Annotated in this window: 19 protein-coding genes and 2 pseudogenes; 20 read left to right on the top strand and 1 reads right to left on the bottom strand. The window is 55.4% G+C overall.

Annotated features, from left to right (window positions below):
- Positions 1-15: 15 nt before the first annotated feature.
- From C6Y56_RS28295 to C6Y56_RS28205, 19 genes and pseudogenes are all read left to right on the top strand, one after another.
- Positions 16-2058: a type VI secretion system tip protein VgrG gene (locus C6Y56_RS28295; RefSeq protein ID WP_169432482.1), complete on the top strand. Its 2043-nt coding sequence runs from the start codon at positions 16-18 to the stop codon at positions 2056-2058.
- 51 nt (positions 2059-2109) lie between these two features.
- Positions 2110-4902: a glycoside hydrolase family 19 protein gene (locus C6Y56_RS28290; RefSeq protein ID WP_169432481.1), complete on the top strand. Its 2793-nt coding sequence runs from the start codon at positions 2110-2112 to the stop codon at positions 4900-4902.
- Entirely contained in the window at positions 4902-5834 is a 933-nt protein-coding gene (locus tag C6Y56_RS28285; RefSeq protein WP_169432480.1) for a tetratricopeptide repeat protein, read from the top strand. Before C6Y56_RS28290 ends, C6Y56_RS28285 begins: the two co-directional genes overlap by 1 nt.
- A gap of 199 nt (positions 5835-6033) precedes the next feature.
- On the top strand, positions 6034-6438 hold the full coding sequence (locus C6Y56_RS28280; protein ID WP_169432479.1) for a hypothetical protein: 405 nt from the start codon (positions 6034-6036) through the stop codon (positions 6436-6438).
- A gap of 175 nt (positions 6439-6613) precedes the next feature.
- Positions 6614-7012 carry a hypothetical protein gene (locus tag C6Y56_RS28275; RefSeq protein WP_169432478.1) on the top strand — a complete coding sequence of 133 codons (399 nt, stop codon included), beginning with the start codon at positions 6614-6616 and terminating at the stop codon, positions 7010-7012.
- A 27-nt stretch (positions 7013-7039) separates the two neighbouring features.
- Positions 7040-7471, top strand: a complete 432-nt coding sequence (locus C6Y56_RS28270) for a hypothetical protein (RefSeq protein WP_243433269.1) — start codon at positions 7040-7042, stop codon at positions 7469-7471.
- 9 nt (positions 7472-7480) lie between these two features.
- Positions 7481-7942 carry an XAC2610-related protein gene (locus tag C6Y56_RS28265; RefSeq protein ID WP_169432476.1) on the top strand — a complete coding sequence of 154 codons (462 nt, stop codon included), beginning with the start codon at positions 7481-7483 and terminating at the stop codon, positions 7940-7942.
- Positions 7943-7963: 21 nt separating this feature from the next.
- On the top strand, positions 7964-8485 hold the full coding sequence (locus C6Y56_RS28260; protein WP_169432475.1) for a hypothetical protein: 522 nt from the start codon (positions 7964-7966) through the stop codon (positions 8483-8485).
- On the top strand, positions 8485-9012 hold the full coding sequence (locus C6Y56_RS28255) for a hypothetical protein (RefSeq protein ID WP_169432474.1): 528 nt from the start codon (positions 8485-8487) through the stop codon (positions 9010-9012). The genes C6Y56_RS28260 and C6Y56_RS28255 overlap by 1 nt, the downstream gene beginning before the upstream one ends.
- A gap of 26 nt (positions 9013-9038) precedes the next feature.
- The gene (locus tag C6Y56_RS28250; RefSeq protein ID WP_169432473.1) at positions 9039-9614 is read left to right on the top strand and encodes a hypothetical protein; all 576 of its coding nucleotides are present in this window, start codon (positions 9039-9041) and stop codon (positions 9612-9614) included.
- A gap of 99 nt (positions 9615-9713) precedes the next feature.
- Positions 9714-11108 carry a TIGR01777 family oxidoreductase gene (locus C6Y56_RS28245; RefSeq protein ID WP_169432472.1) on the top strand — a complete coding sequence of 465 codons (1395 nt, stop codon included), beginning with the start codon at positions 9714-9716 and terminating at the stop codon, positions 11106-11108.
- Positions 11109-11117: 9 nt separating this feature from the next.
- On the top strand, positions 11118-13568 hold the full coding sequence (locus C6Y56_RS28240) for an alpha/beta fold hydrolase (RefSeq protein WP_169432471.1): 2451 nt from the start codon (positions 11118-11120) through the stop codon (positions 13566-13568).
- Positions 13565-14077 carry a hypothetical protein gene (locus C6Y56_RS28235; protein ID WP_249314359.1) on the top strand — a complete coding sequence of 171 codons (513 nt, stop codon included), beginning with the start codon at positions 13565-13567 and terminating at the stop codon, positions 14075-14077. The genes C6Y56_RS28240 and C6Y56_RS28235 overlap by 4 nt, the downstream gene beginning before the upstream one ends.
- Before the next feature lie 87 nt (positions 14078-14164).
- Positions 14165-14602: pseudogene (locus tag C6Y56_RS28230) on the top strand (hypothetical protein).
- A 4-nt stretch (positions 14603-14606) separates the two neighbouring features.
- The gene (locus C6Y56_RS28225; RefSeq protein WP_169432470.1) at positions 14607-15101 is read left to right on the top strand and encodes a hypothetical protein; all 495 of its coding nucleotides are present in this window, start codon (positions 14607-14609) and stop codon (positions 15099-15101) included.
- A complete protein-coding gene (locus tag C6Y56_RS28220) occupies positions 15082-15990 on the top strand; it encodes a tetratricopeptide repeat protein (RefSeq protein WP_249314355.1) in 909 nt (302 codons plus the stop codon). Before C6Y56_RS28225 ends, C6Y56_RS28220 begins: the two co-directional genes overlap by 20 nt.
- 2 nt (positions 15991-15992) lie before the next feature.
- Positions 15993-16748: a lysozyme inhibitor LprI family protein gene (locus tag C6Y56_RS28215; RefSeq protein ID WP_169432723.1), complete on the top strand. Its 756-nt coding sequence runs from the start codon at positions 15993-15995 to the stop codon at positions 16746-16748.
- A 51-nt stretch (positions 16749-16799) separates the two neighbouring features.
- Entirely contained in the window at positions 16800-17789 is a 990-nt protein-coding gene (locus tag C6Y56_RS28210; RefSeq protein ID WP_249314353.1) for a hypothetical protein, read from the top strand.
- A gap of 28 nt (positions 17790-17817) precedes the next feature.
- Positions 17818-18906, top strand: coding sequence for a hypothetical protein (locus tag C6Y56_RS28205; RefSeq protein ID WP_249314352.1), 1089 nt, complete (start codon positions 17818-17820; stop codon positions 18904-18906).
- 62 nt (positions 18907-18968) lie between these two features.
- Here the strand turns inward: C6Y56_RS28205 and C6Y56_RS28200 are convergent.
- Positions 18969-19333: pseudogene (locus tag C6Y56_RS28200) on the bottom strand (DUF6124 family protein).
- Positions 19334-19865: 532 nt separating this feature from the next.
- Here C6Y56_RS28200 and C6Y56_RS28195 point away from each other — a divergent pair.
- Positions 19866-20249, top strand: a complete 384-nt coding sequence (locus tag C6Y56_RS28195; RefSeq protein ID WP_169432469.1) for an SCP2 sterol-binding domain-containing protein — start codon at positions 19866-19868, stop codon at positions 20247-20249.
- Positions 20250-20307 lie beyond the last annotated feature (58 nt).

The raw sequence follows: 20307 nt of genomic DNA, 5'->3' as shown, positions 1-20307 counted from the left end.
AACAGGGAGCACTTTATGTTCAACCCAGCTAACGAAACGCACTTCAGCCTCACCGTTGAAGACTACGTAGGCGACCTGCAAGTGCTGTCGTTCACCGGCACCGAAGGCATCAGCCAGCCATTCCGTTTCGACCTGGAACTGGTCAGCGAAAACCCCGATCTGGACCTGGAAAAACTCCTGCACAAACAGGCGTTCCTCGCCCTCGATCCGCAAGGCTCGGGCATCCACGGCCAGATCTACCGCGTCGCCCAGGGCGATGCCGGCAAGCGCCTGACCCGCTACAAGGTTTCGCTGGTGCCGCAGCTGCAATACCTGCATCACCGCACCAACCAGCGCATCTACCAGCAGATGTCGGCGCCGAAAATCATCGCGCTGATCCTCGACGAGCACGGCATCAAGGGCAACGCCTACAGCTTTCAGCTCAGCCAGCCGTGCCCGGATCGCGACTACTGCGTGCAGTACGACGAAACCGACCTGCATTTCGTCCAGCGTCTTTGCGAGGAGGAAGGCATTCACTACCACTTCCAGCACAGCAAGAAAGGTCACCTGCTGGTGTTCGGTGACGACCAGACCGTGTTCCCCAACCTCGGCCAGCCGACCGCGTATGTGCAGGGCAGCGGCATGGTCGCCGAAGAACCGGTGATCAAAGGCTTCAAGCTGCGCCTGGAAACCCGCACCAGCCGCACCACGCGCCGCGACTACGACTTCGAAAAACCACGCCTGCAAATGGAGGCGGCCTACAAACCGGATGGCGATAGCACTGAACCGGATCTGGAAGACTACGACTACCCCGGCCGCTTCATCGACCGCGCGCGCGGCAAGTTCCTCAGCCAGCGCGCCCTCGAACGCCACCGCGCCGACTACCGCCAGGCCGAAGGTCGCGGCGATCAGACCAAACTGGTCAGCGGCCACTTCATGGAAATGTCCGACCACCCGCGCAGCGAGTGGAACGACCTGTGGCTGCTCACCGAAATCTTCCACGAAGGCAAACAACCGCAAGTCCTCGAAGAGTCGGTCACCAGCGACACCACCGACAACAAGGATGACTTCCACCAGGGCTACCGCAACACCTTCCTCGCCACCCCGTGGGACGTGTTCTACCGCCCGGCCCTCGAACACCCGAAACCCCGCGTGCTCGGCAGCCAGACCGCCATGGTCACCGGCCCCAAAGGCGAAGAAATCCACTGCGACCAATACGGCCGCATCAAGGTGCAATTCCACTGGGACCGCGAAGGCCTGGCCGACGACAAGACCAGTTGCTGGCTACGCGTCTCCAGCTCCTGGGCCGGCGACCGCTACGGCGCCATCTCCATCCCGCGCATCGGCATGGAAGTCCTCGTCACCTTCCTCGAAGGCGACCCCGACCAACCCCTGGTGACCGGCTGCCTGTACCACAAGGAAAACCCGGTGCCGTACGCCCTGCCGGCGAACAAAACCCGCAGCGTCTTCAAAACCCTCAGCTCCCCGGGCGGCGGTGGCTACAACGAACTGCGCATCGAAGACAAAAAAGGCGCCGAACAAATCTTCATCCACGCCCAGCGCGACTGGGATGAAAACGTTGAGCACGACCAGAAGATTCGGGTCGGGAATGAACGCCACGATACGGTGGTGAAGAACACCTACACCGAGCTAAAGGCTGAAGAGCACCGCACCACCATCAGCGACCGCAAGATCGAAGCGAAAGCTGACGATCACCTGACGGTAGGAGAGAGCCAGCACGTCAAACTTGGTACCGCCCAGTTGACCAGTGTGGGGAAAGAGATCCACCTGAAGTCTGGCGACAAGATGGTGATTGAGGCCGGCACCGAACTGACCATTCTGGGCGGTGGGAGCTTTATCAAGCTCGATGGCGGTGGTGTGACGGTGGTTGGGCCGGTGGTGAAGATTAATGCTGGCGGGTCGGCGGGGAGTGGCACCGGGATCGGGATCAAACCGCCGGTGCTCCCGGGGGCGGCGGATAAGGATAAGGCGGGGAGTTTGATGGATCAGGCGTTGTTGAATGCGCCTGAAGAACAGGTCAAACGCAAGCCAAAACGCATGCTCAATTTTTCTGGGTAATACATCGACGGCAATCCAAGCCACCAGGGATCAGAATTCAGGTAATTGGTAATGACAGAGACAACGAACAAAATTCAAAAATGGTCGTATCCCCTGAAGGTAGGGACAGCCGAAGCGACCGATCCACAGCAGTTCTACAAAGCGTTAGCTAAAGCAAAGGACGGTTACTACCCATTGGGGGCCAATGGTCTTTGGCATGGTGGCGTTCATTTCGATGAAGCTTCAGGGTTGGTGAAGGATCTGACGGAGGTCAGGTGCATCGCTGATGGAGAAGTCGTCGCCTACCGTATTGACGAGAAGTATCCGACTTCGGATTTTGGCTCGACGCACTCGGTTTATTCGACGGGGTTTGTGCTGGTTAAGCATCGACTTGAGTTACCGGCACCTCCGGCGCCTGTAGCCGGGGCGGCTCCCGCAAGCTCGCCGGTGGCAGGGCCAAGCCTGACGTTTTTCAGCCTCTATATGCACTTGCTGGATTGGGAGGGTTACAAAGCGAACCCTACGCTTAAAGACCGGCCGGGTTTTTGGGGAAAGGGGCTTTATGAAGTTAAGGCCAATGCTCCAGACAAGCCTTTGGGCATCCGGATGCGAAGTGGTAACGCCGGGCACTTTCCCGTCTTGGCAGTTTTGCCCCGGGGGACGACCGTGGTTACACAACCTGCCCCAGCGAATCAAATGTGGGTTGCGGTTATCAGCGTTAGTCCTGAAATCGCAGGCTTGCCTGCGGGCGGATGGGTATATAAGGGTCAATTGAAAGACTTGGGGGGTGGCAAGTATTTCGTGGGTAACGAAGCTCAAGATCCTATCCCTGGAGGCGCTCAGCACGGAGCGAATATCAGGGGCGCCCATACCAGCGGCCTCCCGCTTAGCCACTTACCAGCAGGCGCACAAGTACGGCTTGGTGACGAAGCGACACCTAACAACTTTCGTAAGCTCGCCGAAATCGTCAGTGGCCAGGCGACTCCAGCCCTAGCCGCCGGCGCGGATGGCAAGTTTCCTGGGTTTATTTGGCTGCAGTCACTTACGCCGAAGAGTGAGCCGCATAGCCCGATGGGAGATGTTGTTGTCCTCTCTCCGACATACAAGATCAAAGCTGGTGAAGTTCTCGGGCATGTTGGCAAGTATCAAAACCATTCAGATGCAGCTCCGAAGAACCTCCTGCACCTAGAGGTTTTCAGCTGTGAGGATGTGAAGGCGTTCACTGAGCAGAGTAAAGCTAAAGCCGCAGGGGCACCCGTCGCTGAGAAATCAATAGTCAAAATACCTGTAGGCACCAAGCTTATTACGCACGTGCAAGGTATGAACGCTACAAATCCTCCTAAGGCATCAGACGCTGGGAATGATGTGGGGTACGATTTTTATGTCCCTGTAGGATTGCTGGAGACGCTACCTGCGGACAAAAAAATAAAACAAACAGTCACAATGGGGCAGTCAACGACAACCACGTATTGGTGGCGTCTAGATGGTCTTTTGGGGGACAAGGACGGTAACGGGATTGATGGGTGGTTTGCGGAGCAAGACATAGTTATTTCGCGACATTCACCATTTGAGTGGAATGGCTTCGATTTTATCGAAGAGACCACCAGCAACGCCGATCACTTTGCAGCGTTTTTACATGCCCAAGAGAATCTCAGTGAGCAGGAGCGTGAGGGCTATTTGCCAAACGTGGAGGCGGCTATTGCGGGTTCCGTTAACGAGAAGCTGTATAAAATACTTGATAGGGACGGGGATAAAAAAATCGCCCCGACTGAGATTGCAGAAGCATTGAACAAGCCTTGGTTCTCTCAACCAATATCGCAAATGGTCACCCGTTATGAAAATGAGTGGGACTTTAAAAAAGATAAGTGGGATGCCCTAGACGAAATAATTGGGCATAGCGATTCTGAACCTCATAAAGAATGGGTAGAAGAAAAGGCGCGAATTGAGAAGCTCAGTTGGTGGAGCAAGCTGTTGGGGCAGCACGGAATCTCCAATGATGCGAGAGTGCAACATATTCATCCTGTCGGACTAATTTCTTCGTTTGCACATAGCGGTGGCTGTAGTTGTTCGGATGTTATTACTAAAGAGCAAATTAAATTAATTGCCCCAGCGGCTACGCAGGCTAATATTGACAAGTACACAGATCTGCTAACTGAAATGTACGCTACGGCTGGAATTGTTACCTGTATAAGTAAGGCGCATGTTTTGGCGCAGATGTTACATGAGAGTGGCAGTCTTGGAGTTACGATTGAGGGTTATAATAGTCTTCCTTCGTATGCGCCATATATTGGTCGGGGCTTGATCCAAATTACTTACGAAGAAAACTATAAGGCTTATGGTATTTTTATAGGCGAAAATTTCTTGGGCGCGCCCGACTATAATAAAATGGCACAGCTGCCTCATAGTGTGGTTTCCGTGGGGTGGTTCTGGGCGAATTTTAAAAAGTTAACTGCGAGTTCGGATTTGGATGATTTTATCTATTGTACTGCCGTGGTGAATGGTGGCTTCAATGGTTACGATGATAGATTGCAGTTTTTGAATCGAGCAATTGAAGCGCTTGATATAAAAGGGTGCGCCAAGCTGAATAAATTTGGCGTCTATGAGTTGGCTGACAGTAAAGCATATAAAAATGCCAAGTTTTCGTTTGCTTGGGGGCTATGGAGTGATCCGGCGGGAGGAACTAGCGGGAAGGCCGCAGACCGAAATCAAGCGATTATAGGGTATAAGCGTTTTATTGAGCTATATAACTCGGACTCGTCCGTAAGTGGCAATGCTACCCGCAAATACTACGCATCTTCCCGCACCGCGTCTGTCGCGAAACAGTATGCTGAAGCTCGAATAGTTGCTCTTGGAGGAACTCTATGATGAAGTTTTTATTTGGTTTCATGCTTTTTTCCGTGTTCGGCGTTGTGCAGGCAGCTACTCAATGTCAGATCGATCTGAATTCCGATGGAGTATGTGATCATTATGCTGTGTCCTCTTCTGCGGAAGATGAGACTTTTTCAAATATAACCATCGATATTGGTGGTAGTGATAAAAAAATAACAGGTGGTTTTGAGCTCGGTAGCGGCGGGCTTTCAGAGGGATATATACCAGGTGATTTTTCACTTCTGATTGACTACTACCCGCATAACACACTGATAACGAAGTATGACTTCAGATGGGATCGAAGTCTTAACGATTTCTTGCTATACAAAATGTCCGGCTGGGAGGAGCCTGATCGTGATGAAAAATATTCTATTGGCGACGAGAACGTGCCAGGCGAGGATAGAATTCCTCGTGGATTTGATGTGCGGCGCATTGAGTGTTGCGTAAAGTTTTCCCAATTTTCTGGTAATGGTCCTGCTGTCAAGAACATGAGTGAAAGTGCAAAGGTTGCCGAAATTAATAAAGACTTTAAGTATGTATTGAAGAAGCTTCCTGAAGGTGAAAAAGGGGGGCTTTTTCTTCAGCCCGGCACAAGTGGGGAACGAATTAGCATTCCAAAAGATTTGGTATATGAAATATCATTGATTGTTGGGGATAATAATGTTGGAGCGATCAATGATTATGCTTATTATTTATACCGTAATAAAGAGAGTGCTTTGGCAGTATTGCTTCTGAAGAAAATTCACCAAAAGTATCCTGAAAGGTTAGTTGCCATACTGAATTTGGCAGATGCTTATTGGGATCTGGGTATGAAAGAAGATGCTTGCCCTCTTTATGCGAGTTATATCGATAAGATGAATGTGCTTGGCAAGTCTTCACGTATACCTGCATCCGTTAAAGATAAGGATTTTTGTATAAGGAGGGGCTGATATATTTGTCATGATAATAAAAAAAGGTGACAGATTTATTTGTGGAGCCAAAATCGTCTAAATCGGTTTTCGGGGAGTGGTCGAATGCCTGCTTGATCCGCGCGACGATAGAGCGAGCCCGTCAATTGGCTATGGCTCCGGGCAAGAGCAAACAGTGAACTAAAGCATTTGATCAGCAGGTTTATGGAGTGGGTGAGTCTTGAAAGGATTGTCGCTGTTTTCAGTTTTGTGTTTTTCATGTTGTGCATTTGCAGGCAACGCACGAGGGCCGGTCGTCGATATATTCAAAGCCGATGTCGCTTACGTTTCCGGAAAACTGGTCCGTTACTACCAAACGTTCGATAGTCCCTGCGTCAATATTCAGATTCTCAAGCCTGGGGGACAAGGGGCTGCGAGCGACTCGATAGCATTCTGCGAAATTGCAGGGAAGAGTTTTAACAACGGCTTCACCGATGTCTCATTGGATAGGGCCACGTTTTCCGACACCGAATTGCAGTTGGCCTTCAAGCTGATGTCGTTGGTTGGAGTGAATGAAACTACCGAATTATGCAAATTCCGCGTTGATGGTGAACATCTCGCAGAACCTGAATGTACGGCGCAGTAAGGGTCGTGCATTGCACATCGGTCAGCCACGCCATCGGAGAGTCAAAGTGAATTTCGTTCCCCTGTTGTTCCTGGCGTTGACGTGGGCGTTGTCCGCAAGCGCAGCGCCAGCCGGTGTCAGTACAAGCCATACAATGCCCACCGCGATGGTCGCTGCACTCACGAAGGAAAACCAAATGCCTGCCGAGAGTTTTCGCGCCATTGCAGATGGCGTGGTGAACTGGAGCGGTGGAACGATGGCTGCCGTGGTGATTGAGGATCCGCATGGCATTTGCGCGATTTACAGGTATCAAGACGGCCGGTTGGATCTGCCTTTTGACGGCGTGCCCTGTAAGTTTCTGGGGCCACCCACGCTGATGTCGGACAGAAAAACTGCTTTGCCCGATGTCGTGTTCGCCGTCGAGTTGTTTGTCCCCAACCGGGGCGGGATGGCCAATCACAAGGTCGCGTTTTATTACGATGCCGAGAAGAACGCTTATTGCGAGAGTCAGTCGCTTGCGAGTTGGTATCTGTCGGGAAATCGGGCGCTGGCTCCTGATCTTCAGGATGGACAGTGTGTAGCGGGATCGGAATAGGCAGTGCCCCCGATCTCTCATAAGGAAATGAACGTGAAAAAAGCCCTTCTTCTGCTGGTCAGCCTCTTCCCCCTGATGGCTTATGCGGAGGTCACCACCGAATCACTTTGCTTCGAACTTTCACAGGACAGCCCGGTGAAGTTCGAACTGCGTACCTACTACGACTCATCCAGCAAGTGGTCAGGTGGATTCGTCAAGTACGCCAAGTCCAGCGAGCCCATCTCCATTGTGTTGACGGATTCCGAGGAGGAGATGCTCGGTCCCGACGCCCCTTGGCAGAGAGCCACAACGTGGTCTGAAGTCGTCAATGGCAAAGTTGCGGGAACCTACGATTTCGTGACTCAAGGGGCGCAGATCGTCTCGATGAAGTACACGAAAAAGTCCAACGGAAAGGTTTACCACTTCTTGAATAACCCCAACATCGACTCCTCCCTAGAGTCCGGATGCGAGTGGGAGTAGAACGAGTAAATGCAATTCAAAACTCTAGTGGTTTCATTGCTTGCCCTGCTGTGGACGATCTCGGTGTGGGCCGAACCAACCACGTTCAGTCCAGCCAAAGGCGTCGAAGCGACATTGATACTCGAAGGTTCCACTCTGAATGTCGCTCTTAAAAACGCAGCGCACAGCGAGTCGCAGACAATCAATTTTCAAGCGGAAAAACCGCTGCATATGCAGATCGGTGATTTCAATTTCGACGGTATGAAGGACTTTTCTGTCTGGCAGATTGATGACGGTATGGGTACTTACTCCTACTTCAGAGTGTTCATCTACCAACCTGAGACAAACCGCTTCGAAGAGGCTAAGCCCGATTGCGGCGATGGCTTCGTCAACCTGCGCGTAGACAAAAAGCGTAAGGCGTTGCTCAGCACTTATTGGGGCATGAACGGGCCAGAGCAATGCATTACCCGATTCACCAAACGCAAGACCTGAATGGCTCAAGGAAGAACACTGTTGAAACATTTTTTTGCGGTACCGAGTTGCGGTATGACAACACGCAGGCTGAACCACTGGCTTTCCATCGCATTGTTGAGCACCGTCCTGTGCACAAGCGCCTTCGCCTCTTCTGAACAGCAATGCCCGGCTAACAACTTCGCTGACTTCGTCAAAATCTTTTCATCGGACTCGGCGGTACAGAAAGCGTTTACCGCGTTGCTGATTCAGGCAACTCATGTCGTGGCTGAAGGCAACATACCCAAGGTTGTCGTGCGCAGCGTCAAGCATTTGCCCGCCGATGAATTGAGCGTGCTGGGTACGGAAAATGCTGCCGCGTTGAGCCTGTCTACCGAGATCGCGTTTCCGAACAAGGTGGTCGTGCGTGATCAGCAGGGTACCTTCTTGAAGATTTTCGTCTTCAAACACAGCGACTGCTGGGTGCTGAACAGTGTTGAAGACTGGACGCTCGAAGCGGTGATGGATGACGTGGCTCGAACAGATCGCCCTTCACCCGGTGAGCGCGAGTTGAAAAAAGCGTGATGTTCGATCGGCTGGTCAACAAGGCATCTGGCGAATCCGGTGTCTCTTTGTACGCAGCAGCGCTGGACAGCTATGTGGACGGTGCCCGCAAAGGTTCGGCCCAGGCGGCAGTGGCGGCCGCGGGAATCAGTCTTTCCGGGCAGGCACCGCGATTGCCGAATGAACAGATTCTGGCGCTCATGAATCAGGCATTTCAGAGTAATCCCGACGATGGCGTGTTCCTCTCCTTGTTTTACTGCGATGAGGGTGAGTACGACGATCACAAGGCCTGCATTGATCCGCAAAAATCGATGGCCACATTGGAAAGCGCCGCGCTACGAGGCTCTAGCCACGCACTCCTGCGATTGGGTGACGTCTACGAAACCGGCACTGTCGTCGCTGCTGATCTGCCCCGTGCAATGGCCTGTTATCGCGAGGCCAGCAAGACCGAGCTTAAGTCGGGCCCTGCTGCGGTCGAGCGTTTGTTGGCCCGAGGCGTCATCGCGGACAGCTCCATTCAATGCATTGGTGCGGGTCATACACAGTGAATGGAAATGTGTACAAGGACATTCAATTGAGCGTGCCCCAATCTTGTTTCACCTGGGTGTTCGCGTTCTGCACGGCACTTCTATCACCGACAGTGTTTGCTCAAGAATCCACCTGCGAGTTTCATGACGTCCAATCAACCCTTGAGGTGGTCAGTTGCCTCAACGAGGGCGCCGTGGAAGTCTTGAAGCTGTCGCCGCGCAATCATCCAGCTTATGAAAGTGATATAGACCGCCTCTCTACGTTTATCGTGCGGGGTAATGACCTCAACGAGGTCAAGAAGATGGTGGGGGTGAGTGCTTTGTCGTCGCCTTACAACTTGCTCGTCAAGTTGCCGAATGCTGAGGGAATCATGCATTTCGATCAGTTGCCCGAATCAGCCACTAAAAAACTGGCGATGCCAGGCTGGGTACTGATGGATGCGCGGGATGTCGTGTACGAACGACAGGGTGGCGGGGAAGGTTTTGGACTTGTATGCAGTACCCATGAAAAAGCGACCGGCTCTGAATATGTAGTCGTCACCCAATGTAATGGTTTTTACGAAGAGGATATTGCCAGGTTGAAGGATTTACTCGGCGTGATCGACGCTCACTCCGCGCAATAGCGATCACTGAACGGGACCAAACGTTTTGTCTTCGCGCGACTGACAACCCCCATTTTCCTTTAAACTCCCCGCCCTCAAGGAACACGCTCAGGACACGGAATGCCAGCCCCCTCTTTCTCTCTTCGCCCCGCGATGGTGCTTTGGCTGTATGCCACGGCAATCGTGCATGTGCTCGCCGGTCTCACGCTGACCTGGGCCGGTCATTCCGGATTACTCGACGGCTATCTTCACACCCTCGAACTCGCATTCTGGGGCGCCGATGCGGTCCCTGCCGCCGGTCACGAGCAGCAGGTCTGGTGGCTCGCGCTTTTCGGCGCGACGCTGCAAAGTTATTCGCTGTACATGCTCGCGTTGGTGCACCTCGGCAACCGTCTTAAAGCTCCCGCAATTTGGGGCTGGTTGATGGCGGGCATCCTGTTATGGGCGCCTCAGGACATGTGGCTTTCAGCTCAACAACAGGTCTGGTCGCATCTGTGGCTCGACGGTTTTGCGCTGCTGGTGCTGTTGCCGCCGCTGATCTGGTTGCTGCGCCATGATCGTCGGAGATCCCCACCAGAAAGAACCGTGAGCAAGTCCAACCCCTTTGCCGGCGGCGCCTACAAGCGGGTACTGATCACCGGTGGCACCGGGTTTATCGGTGAAGCCGTAGTCAATCAATTACTCGATGCCGGCCACACGGTCGGCGTGTTGGCGCGTGATCCGTTGAAAGCGGCGAACCTGTTCGACGGTCGCGTTCGCTGTGTACGGTCGTTGAGCGAACTCGGCCGCGACGAACCTTTCGACGTGGTGATCAACCTCGCCGGCGCACCGGTCGCCGGTCCACGCTGGAGCCCCGAGCGGCAGGCTCAACTGCTCGCCAGTCGGGTCGATACCACCGAAGCCTTGATGACCTGGCTGAAGCACACGAGCCATAAACCCGCGCTGTGGATTCAGGCCTCGGCCATCGGTTTCTACGGCGTGCGCGATGCCAACGAAAGCCTCGATGAGCAGGCCTGCAAGGGCGACGGTTTCATGGCCGAACTCTGTGCGCGTTGGGAGGCTTCCGCGCAACCCGCGACGCAGTTTGGTGTTCGTCAGGTTGTGCTGCGCCTCGGCGTGGTGTTTGGGCCGGGTGGTGCGTTGTTGCCATTGCTGATCCCCTTCCGCCTGGGCTTCGGCGGGCGCATGGGTGATGGTCGGCAGATCATGAGCTGGGTGCACCGCGACGATGTGATTCAGGTAATCGCTCGATCCCTCCACGATGAAAATTTGCGCGGCACCTACAACATGGTCGCCCCCGAAACCGTCAGTCAGGCAGCCTTCGCCGAGAACGTCGGCAGGGTTCTTAAGCGTCCGGTATGGTTCCACATTCCTGCAGCGCCAGTGCGTGCGTTGGCCGGGGAAATGGCTCAGCTGTTCTTCGACGGTCAGCGCGTGGTGCCGCAGCGTTTGAGCGAGGCGGGCTACACGTTCCGCTATCCGACCCTCGACGCCGCACTGCGCGATCTGGCCTGAGGATCGCCCATGAGCAAGCCCTTGATGTACCTGCTCGCCGGCAACGGCAGCGCCGCCGATTGGTGGGATGACTCGCTGCCGCATTTTCAGCGTTACGACGTGGTGCCGCTAGAGCTGCCGGGCTTCGGCGCCAACCCGCAGCCGCCCTGCGAGGATCTGGCGGCTTATGCGCAGACCTTGTTGGCGATGACGCAAAAGGGCAGCGCGATCATGGCTGTCGGGGTCAACGCGTTGCTGGTGCTGCATGCGCTGCAACGCCGGCCCGGGCACTTTTCTCGCAGTGTCTTGCTGGCGCCGGTGGGCGCCTTTTTGTGGCAGCGCCGATTGCCGGCGCTGATGTCACCGCTGCCAATCCGCAAGTCCATTCATTGGCTGCTGTCGAACAGACCCACGCTGTTCGCGCGCAAGTTCTCCAACCAGACCTGGACGCCCGCGCAGTACCAGCGCATGGGCGCCGGTTATGCGCGTTGCCGTGCGTTTGTGCCGCACTGGGATCTGATCCGTGCCGACACCGCGCTGCCATTGCTCGAGTGGATCACCGGCCCGGTCGAGCTGGTCTGGGGCGATCAGGACAAGGTGCTCGGCATCGAACAAGCGGCGGCATGGTCGGCGATTCTTGCGCGCGCGGACCTGACCATCAGCCTGAAACCCGATTGGGGCCATTACCCGTGGATCGACGCGCCCGCGCAGTTTGCGCAGTGGCTGGAGTCGGGCGAACGCGGGTTTGTCGCGCACACCAAGGGCGGGCGTTTGCGTCTGGCGGAACTGGCCCGTCAACCGGTGCCGGCGGCGCTGACCCTCAACGATTGCAACGATCCGCGACTACCGACCTTCCTCGCCCGCCAACCGCAGGCGATCTGGGCGGTACGTTCCTCCAGTTATGGCGAAGACCAGGCCGACTCGGCGAATGCCGGTTTGAGCACGACCTACCTGCGCGAGCCGGCCGCCAACGTGCCGGCGCGCATTGCCGCGCTGACTGCCGAAGGCGTCGAGGAAGTGGTGGTGCAGCGCTTCATCACGCCGCAGGTGTCGGGCATCGCGTTTGTGCGTCATCTGTCGGTGGAACTCGAGTGGGTTGAAGGTCATCTTGAGTCCCTTGCCGACGGTCAGATCAGCCCGGAACGGGCGACGCTTTCGCGGCTCGGCGATGCCTGGCGCAGCGGCACGTTCACAGCCGCCCACGGTTTGACCGAAGACGTGCTGTGGCGCTTTCTCCAGGATGTCTTGCGGGTGTTTCACTATGTGCCGGGCGATGTCGAATGGGCCTGGGACGGTACGCAACTGTGGCTGCTGCAATACCGGCCGATCAGCGACTACGGCTGGCGCCGGCACCTGACGGCCGCCAACATCGCCGAGATCCTGCCGCCGCAACCCAGCATGCTGGTGGAGTACGCCCAGCGCCGGGCCGCCGCGAGCATTCCGGCGATCATGGCCCGTTGGGATACGCGGGTGTTGCAGGACAACGAGCCGTTCACGGCTGTATTTGGCGGTGCGTCCTACATCAACAACGACCTGTTTCTCGCACGGTTGGCCGACTGGGGCATCAGCGCCAGCAACTATGCCGGTGAAGTCGGCGGCGCGACCCCGCATCTGCCGTGGCGACCGCTGCGGATGTTGCGTTCGCTGCCGTTGTTCCTGCGCATGCAGCGTATCGCTCGGGGGCATTTGCTGAGCCTTGAACACGGCTTGCGGCGCTTCGACCAAGAACTGACCGACCTCGTCGCCCAGGGTGCTGACGGTCAGCAACTGGCCGACTGGTTCACCCGGTTCTATGTGTTCGTGGTGCAGGGCAATCTGTGCATCGCCACGGCGCTGGCCAGCAGCGGCGGGAACTGGCTTGGCCGACCACCCACCGCTTACGACAACCTGGAAAACAGCCCTCATCGGCTGCCGTGGGAGACCGATCCGGCCACACCTCGACCCGTATCGAGCGCGTTGCCATTACAGGCCTTCCCGCAATGGTCAGGGCTGATTCGCCTCGCGCATTCGACCGGCCTGCCGGGCCTGCGTGGTTACTACCTGCAAGTGCGCGAGTGGTATCGCGACAACCTGATGCGCATCTTCTTCCGCCTGCATCACGCCATGCCTCTGGCGGATCGCGAACACTGGTTTGCGCCGCACCCGGACATCCGCACGCGCGACGGCAGCTTCTGGCAGGACGGCCGCGAAGGGGCCGAACAGGCCACCGGATTCATGATCTACCCGGGGCAGGTGAGGGGCATTCTTGGCGAAGACATCTTGCTGGAAGACACCCTCGATCCGGGGCGTCACGCACACTATCAGGCAGCGCGGGCGGTTATTGCGCGGATGGGCGGGCGGTTGTCGCATGGTTCGACGTTGTTGCGGGAACTGCGCAAGCCTTCGGCGGTGATGCCGCAGGTGGATCTGGCGTGGATCGGGTGCGAAGTGTTGTATCGGGATGGGGAATTGGAATTGATGAATTCGAAGGATGTGAAGTGAAACGACTGTTGTTGATGTGTATGGCCTGGTTGCCGATGGCGAGCATGGCGATGGATGTGTGCAATTCCGAGTCTGATACCAAGCACTTTCTCTCTCAGTGGTCAGAGAGTCGAGATAACAAGCCTGACGACATACTTTCCGGCCTCCACAAGGACCAATTTTCTGTGGAGTACGGCAAGGTTGTGTACCGCGGTGATCTCAATGACGACGGTCAGGAAGACTTCATTTTCACCTCCTACTCAAGTCGCGGATCAGCGGGTGACTCAACCTTCGCCTTCCTGATCCAGTGCCATGGTTACTTGAAGCATGTCGGTGGAGATTATTTCGCCAGAGTGAAGGTCTTGGATGGTCCGCCCAAGAACGGCGGAGACTTCAAAGACATCGCAATCTATTCCTACGTCAGGGATAAGCGCGACCAGATCAGTTACATGGGAAAAGACGCGTTAACTCGGCGTCATCTATGGCAATTCAACCCGCAGACACAGCGTTATGAAGGTCAGTCTGAGTAAGCCAGCGGTTTCCCACTGCAGTTATGGAGTTAGTACTTGAAAGGATTTTCGATTGTTCTCGGCAGCTTGCTGTCAGCTGCCACTTCCATCGCATTCGCCGCTGATCCCGACTTCAAGGATTACACCGTCACCCCCGTTTTCAGCGGCCCCAACCATGAACCGGTGCAACAGGAACAAAGCAACCCGGGCGAAGGCCCTGCAAGGCAAGGTCAACTTCGCCGGCCATTACATCCTGTACAGGTTCGGCTGTGGCGGCGGCGCCATTTGCGGCGAAGTGCTGGACACCCAGCCGGTGATGTCGTTGGCGGTCTTCCGAATGCCTATGACGGCAGCACTTTCGACACGACGTATTTGCCCGATAGTCGCTTGATCATCATTTCAGGCGTCACGCTCGATGGCGAAGAAGACGCCCAGGGAAATCACTTGGAAAACCGTAACCGGGATCGGTACTACGAATTCGTGAACAACGAGTTCCGGCTGCTTGGCATGACCGACTTGGAATCGCCGTCAATCGATGAGGAATGAGTGGATGAACCGTCTTCTAGCAGGCAGCCTTTCGCTGCTGCTCTCATTTCCAGCTTTCGCCGCTCCCCAGGACGCCTACACCCAGCGCGATGTCATGCAATGTGGCGGTGTTGAAGTGGTGATGGTGTCGTCGTGCCGATCCGTGACGGTGGATGACGCGGAAACCCACCTCATCCCGGTCTGCTCCGATCAGACGATCAACATTGGCGGCAAAGTGTTGCGCCGCAACATCGACAAGGTTTCACAGCTCACGTCTGACGGTAAGAAGACGAAGATGCTGAGTAACGTGGCAGTGGAGATGGATTGTGTAAAAGGAAGCAAGGGCAGCCTGGTGTTCATCGGCGGTTATGGCGGGTGTGGGTCCTGCCCGGAGTGGCGCGGGTATTACTCCACCGCTGGAAGGTTGGAGCATTACAGCTACAGCAATAGTTATCGGTCGTTTGGTTCGAAGGGTTCCTGGGAAGGGCTCATAGAGGCTTATGGCATCACTGAAAGATAGTTACAGCAAACAAGCCCTGCGGTTAAAAGGATCGACTATGGGCAGCCTTAGATCCGCACTATTGCTCGCGAGTCTGTTGCTGGCGAATGGGGCTACGGCAGAAGAAGTGCGAGTCACTGGAGTCGACGGGCACACACTGACATTGCATTTGAAAGCAAAGGTATGGCCCGAACACTCAGTGGAAGCGGCGAGTGCGACCTTTACCGCGAATGGAAAAACATTCCCGCTTTACGGAACCGATATCGGGGTCGAAGTCCTTCCTCGATGGCTTAGCCCTGACAAGAAGACCTTACTCGTGAACCAAACGATGTATGGAATGTTGTCAGACGGGAGTGGTGAAGACAGCTTCCAGTCACGAAGCCACTGCGATGTGATTTCGATGGAGACCGGTTGTGTCCTGCTTCAGCGTGATGATCAGTTCTGCGCTGGTAAATGGGTGGGCAATAGCTGGACTACCGACGAGGGTGAAGTACTCAAAGCTGAAATGGAGACACCTTCCCCACAGGCACTACTGAAAACCCTCTCGAACATTGAATCTGCGCAATATCGAGCCAGCGAGATCGAATGGAGCTTGGTCATGGGGGCGGATTCGTACATGGCTTGCCATCCACCGGCTCGCAATGTTCAGGGTATCAATGATCTTGGTTTCTATTTGGCTGAGGGCGGCAACGATGCACTGGCGCTGAAGTTGTATCGCGGCGTCGAGGCAGTCGGTAAACGCACAGTGCTAATGTTGAACATCGCCGATTCACTCTGGCGCCTTGATCGCAAAGACGAAGCGCAGCGCTATTACAGCCAGTACCGCGACGCGATGAGCGCCGACGGCAAGGCGCAGAAAATACCTCAACGTGCAGTTGAGCGATCCGTCATTCAGGGAATGAAAAATTGAACATGTTTGTGCGCTTTATCGCGTTGTCCTTTGGATGCCTGTTTGCCTCTTTCGCAATGGCCGATGACGACTGCAAAGAGATTTCCGTGAGCTCACAGGTCGATCGCTGCGTGGAGGCGGCCCGCAAGGAAGCCGATGCACAGCTCAATATCAGCTACAAAAAACTACTGGCGCGCTTCGAGTCTCAGCAGCGGAGCGACCCGGAGCAGGGCAAGACGCTGGTCGCCATGGCCAGAGAATCCCAGCGCGCCTGGATCAAGCTGCGCGACACCACGTGCCCGCTCGAAGCCACGGAAATCGAGCCTGGGATGGCCGCGCATGTCACGACCATCAACAACTGCATGGCCAGAATGAGCCTAGAGCGTGCAGCCTTCCTGGATGCGGTCGTCCCGGATGATCCGAGTGAAGTGATCGATGTCGCCAAGGTTTCCAGTTCTGCTTCGCAACGATACGGCGATGTGGTGGCTCGTTATGTCACTACGTTTGGCAGCCCCTGCCTCAATGTTCAGATCCTCGCGCCCAAGGGCAATTGGCGGGTGCTCTCCTCAAAACGGTTTTGCAGTTTTAATGGCAAATCGTTTTGGGATGGTTACGCCAGTGCGTTGTTTGAGGATCATGCATTCACTGCGGATGGTTTACAGCTGACGCTCAGCTTGTTCGAGCTTCGTGAGGAGGCAGAGAAGCGCCTCGCCTGTGTAATTCCGATTCAAAACGAGCAAATCAAAGAGCTGAGATGCGGCGCACCTGAGTCATCGTGAAACCATCAGCGTAAATATTTAGAAGATTGATCAGCAGGGAAGTGATCGGAATTGAACAGGCTCTTAAGTTGTTTTGGTGTGCTCGGGCTCATCGTCGGCTTGTCGACTCAGCCGGCATCGGCAAGTGACCCTCAAACCATCGGTGAACTGCATCCCCCGGTGGTTGCTTCGTTGGGTGATCAAAAGATCACGGTGTTCTTTTTGAAGAACAACCTCAAGGGTCAGGTCAGGGGCGTGCATGTGCCAGGTGCCGAGATTTTCTACGCGCCCATGAATGCGGTGAATCCTTCGCTGAATTATGTGTGGAAGGTTGAAGACGAACAGATTGCCTCGGTGTTCTTCTTCGAGCGCAAATTCCCTGAGCGAGCGGGGAAGTCCATGTTTGTCCTGACAAAACACAAAGTTCTGGACGAACATTTCGAAGGAGATTCCTATTCGGTGCTGGAACTGCCGCTCTTCAAGGACGGCGACCACTTGGCTTTGCAGTTCTTTCGAGGTGACCCGCCAGACCCTGAGTTGCAGAACTGCCTTGACGGTATAAATCGGGAAAACGGCGTAGAAGTCGTGTGTGCCTACAAGGATGCAGCGAGTATCAAAAAGCGTCTGGCAGACCTTGATGCAAAGACCATTGCCAATTCAAAGCTTCAACAAGATCGCCAGAGGTCGCCTAAAACTAAGGATGACGTGACCAGTGTCGCTTGCCCCTCACCCAACTTTTCAACCTTCCTCTCAGCCTTCTCTGAGCGCGCAGAGGTGCAGAAAGCCTTCGTCCAGCAGCCGCTGAAAATGGTCACGACCGTGGCCGGTGATCCCGAACCCGAGATGCAAAAAAGCAGCCTCAGCGGCGATCAGCTCAAATTCCCGATCATCCCGGATGTAGCGAAGCGAGAGGCTCAGGGCCTGACGTTGACCGTCAAGGACGAGCAGGGTGATCACGCCGTTGCGATCCTGCAGAAACCGGATACCGATTATGTCTTCGAGTATCGGTTTGTCCGTGGGCAATGCTGGCGGCTGGAAGAAGTGATGGATTACTCGCTTTGAAGCAGGTGGCAAGTTGAAAAGATTAGGTTTGATCGCGTTATTGCTGTGTTCTTTCACTGCTGTGGCGGGGCCGATGTTCCCGTCACTCACGTCGTGCAGGGACGTTGGCAGCGACTGTGCGCTGGCGCTGAAGGACAATTTTCTGGTGGACGCACACTCCGGGCAGCGTCTCTCCGAGACGGAGGAACCGGCTGGAGCGATGAGTGGCTTTTGGCTGTATCGAGATGGCGAGCGCTACATCCTTCAGGAAGAAAATTACTCCCAGGCGAAGTCGCGCCGTTGGCTGGTTTTTACTTACGACAGCGGCAAAGTTGTGCTCGACGGCGCTTATGTTTTCTCGATCGACATTGATATGAACACCGGGCCCTACTGGCATGGCTACGACTGCCGAGGTGATGCCAAGCCGTTCGCCGTGCCAACGAAAGACTCGTTCAGTGAAGTCGCTTTGGAGGCGTTATGCGGGGAGGCCGAAGGCTGGGTCGTCTCGGGCGGGGATACCAAGGTGCCGGTGTCGGCCAAAGGGCTGGCCGTCAGTGTTCCCGTTTATCACGACCGCAATCGTGAGGGTTCAGCGACGTACCTGTTTACTGAAAGCGATGTTCCGGATCTTTCGAAACTGGTTTGCCTGTCCAACTGTGCTGATGTCGCGCAAACGCCGGAGCGCGTTTCGCAGGAGACGGCGCCGTTGAAGCGCGGGCAGGATGGAACGTTGTGCTCGGATGATGAAGACATCTACTTCAGTTGCCCGTTGCGGGGCGGTAAGACGGTTTCTGTTTGTGCGACGGGAAACAGCAAGCCCACGGTCGGCTCTGTTCAATATCGCTACGGTGTGCCGGGGAACATCGAGATGGTCTACCCGAAGAACGCGATGCCACCCAAGGGCAAATTCTTTGTTGTAGATGCGTCGGAAGGCAGCGTGAACCTGAACATCATCAAGTTCAAAAGCGGTGCGTATACCTACCTCGTTAGTCAGGCCTTCGTGAGTTTTCTGACAGTGCTCAAGGAGGACAAAGTTGTATTCAGGCAGCGATGCGACTCAGGAAGTTATTCCTTCATAAACCGGGCTGCGCTTCTTGGGTTGGAGACGCGACCCAAAAGCGCAGAGGACTTTCGCTAATCGCTGCTGCCGAAGATCAGGAAAGGGGACTCAACGTCCCCTTTTTCCCGCCCGCAATTCAGCTACGGCTTGCCCTGATACTCCCGAAACTCGATGTGATCGAGCGTGCCTTCCACCATCAACCGCACGCCGTCTGCCATTCTGCTCAGGCCCAGTGCCATCGAGCGGCGGGGCCGTCGAGGTCGTCGGCCAGGTTGGCGGCTATGGCGCTGATGGACAGGAGGTCTTCGGAGGCGTTGGCCATGAGGGCTTCGGCGTCGGTGTCGGGCAGAGGGCGAACAGGCCGCCCAGGCGTTTGGGGCGTGAGGCTCTGGGTTTGAAGTGGTGGTCGAGGGCGCGTTCGGCGGCTTCGTGGAGTTTCTTTGAATCGAGGGATTCGTAGGGGAGGTTTCGGGTGTTTCTGGGGATTGGGTGTTGGTTTGATCATTGCGCAGCTTCCTGGAATTGTGAGGCCGACACCCATTCGCTTGCACTTCGAAAGAGGTGGCAGCTATGCGTTGGTGTGCAAGACCGGTCCAGGTGGCCGGCAGACTCGAGAGTCTCCGACGCACAGCCGCCATAACGATCCGCGAGCATAGGAAAACGCTCAGCGAATTGCCATCAACGATTGTGCACCTGAACCGGACTTGCACGTCCGAGTCACCGATTTTGCGGTGACACACAGAGGCTATCGGTGATGTCCAAGTTCGCCTAGTTCATGGGTATCCCGGCGTATTGCGGGAAATTTCCCATAGGTTTGCGGGGGAGAAGATCAAAAGATCGCAGCCTTCAGCAGCTCCTACAGGAATGTGTTTCTTCAGGTGTAGGACGGGGATCAAGTCCAGAGGGTGAAATCGTGACTTGGTAGTCATCATGCGAGAAAATCGCTGCATCGTCTTCTATCCGTGCAAGAGAGTGGCGAATCCATCCGAATCCCTTACACTCCCCCAGCCGTTCATTTTCCTTTTGAGGCTGTGCGCATGAAATTTCGTTTTCTTCTGTGGATGCTGGGTCTGTTGATGGGTAAGGCCAGTCGGACAAATCCTGCGTTCCAGCAGCAGTTGGGTGACAAGGATCTGGTGTTTCAGCTACAGACTCTGGACGGGAAAGTGGCGCGGCATTTCGTGGTGAAGGACCAGCGCATTACCAGCAAGTCTGGCGTGGTGGCGGAGCCGGCGTTTGCGATTGCGTTCAAGGACGCGGCGTTCGGGTTTGCCACGATGCAGGCCAAGAACAAGCAGCTGGCGTTCATGCAGGGGATTCAGGACAAGTCGATCCAGCTCAAGGGCAATCCGGCGCTGGTGATGTGGTTTCAGGGGTTGATGAAGTATTTGAAGCCGCGGAAGGTCAAACCCAAGATTTGAGGCCGTTCAGTTCGGCCATTTGGCTGTTGTAGGTATTCGCACTGTCATTTCTGACAGG

Source organism: Pseudomonas fluorescens, from assembly GCF_012974785.1.
Lineage (GTDB): Bacteria > Pseudomonadota > Gammaproteobacteria > Pseudomonadales > Pseudomonadaceae > Aquipseudomonas > Aquipseudomonas fluorescens_BT.
The sequence above is the reverse complement of the archived record's forward strand: the minus strand, read 5'-3'. Positions and strand labels throughout refer to the sequence as shown.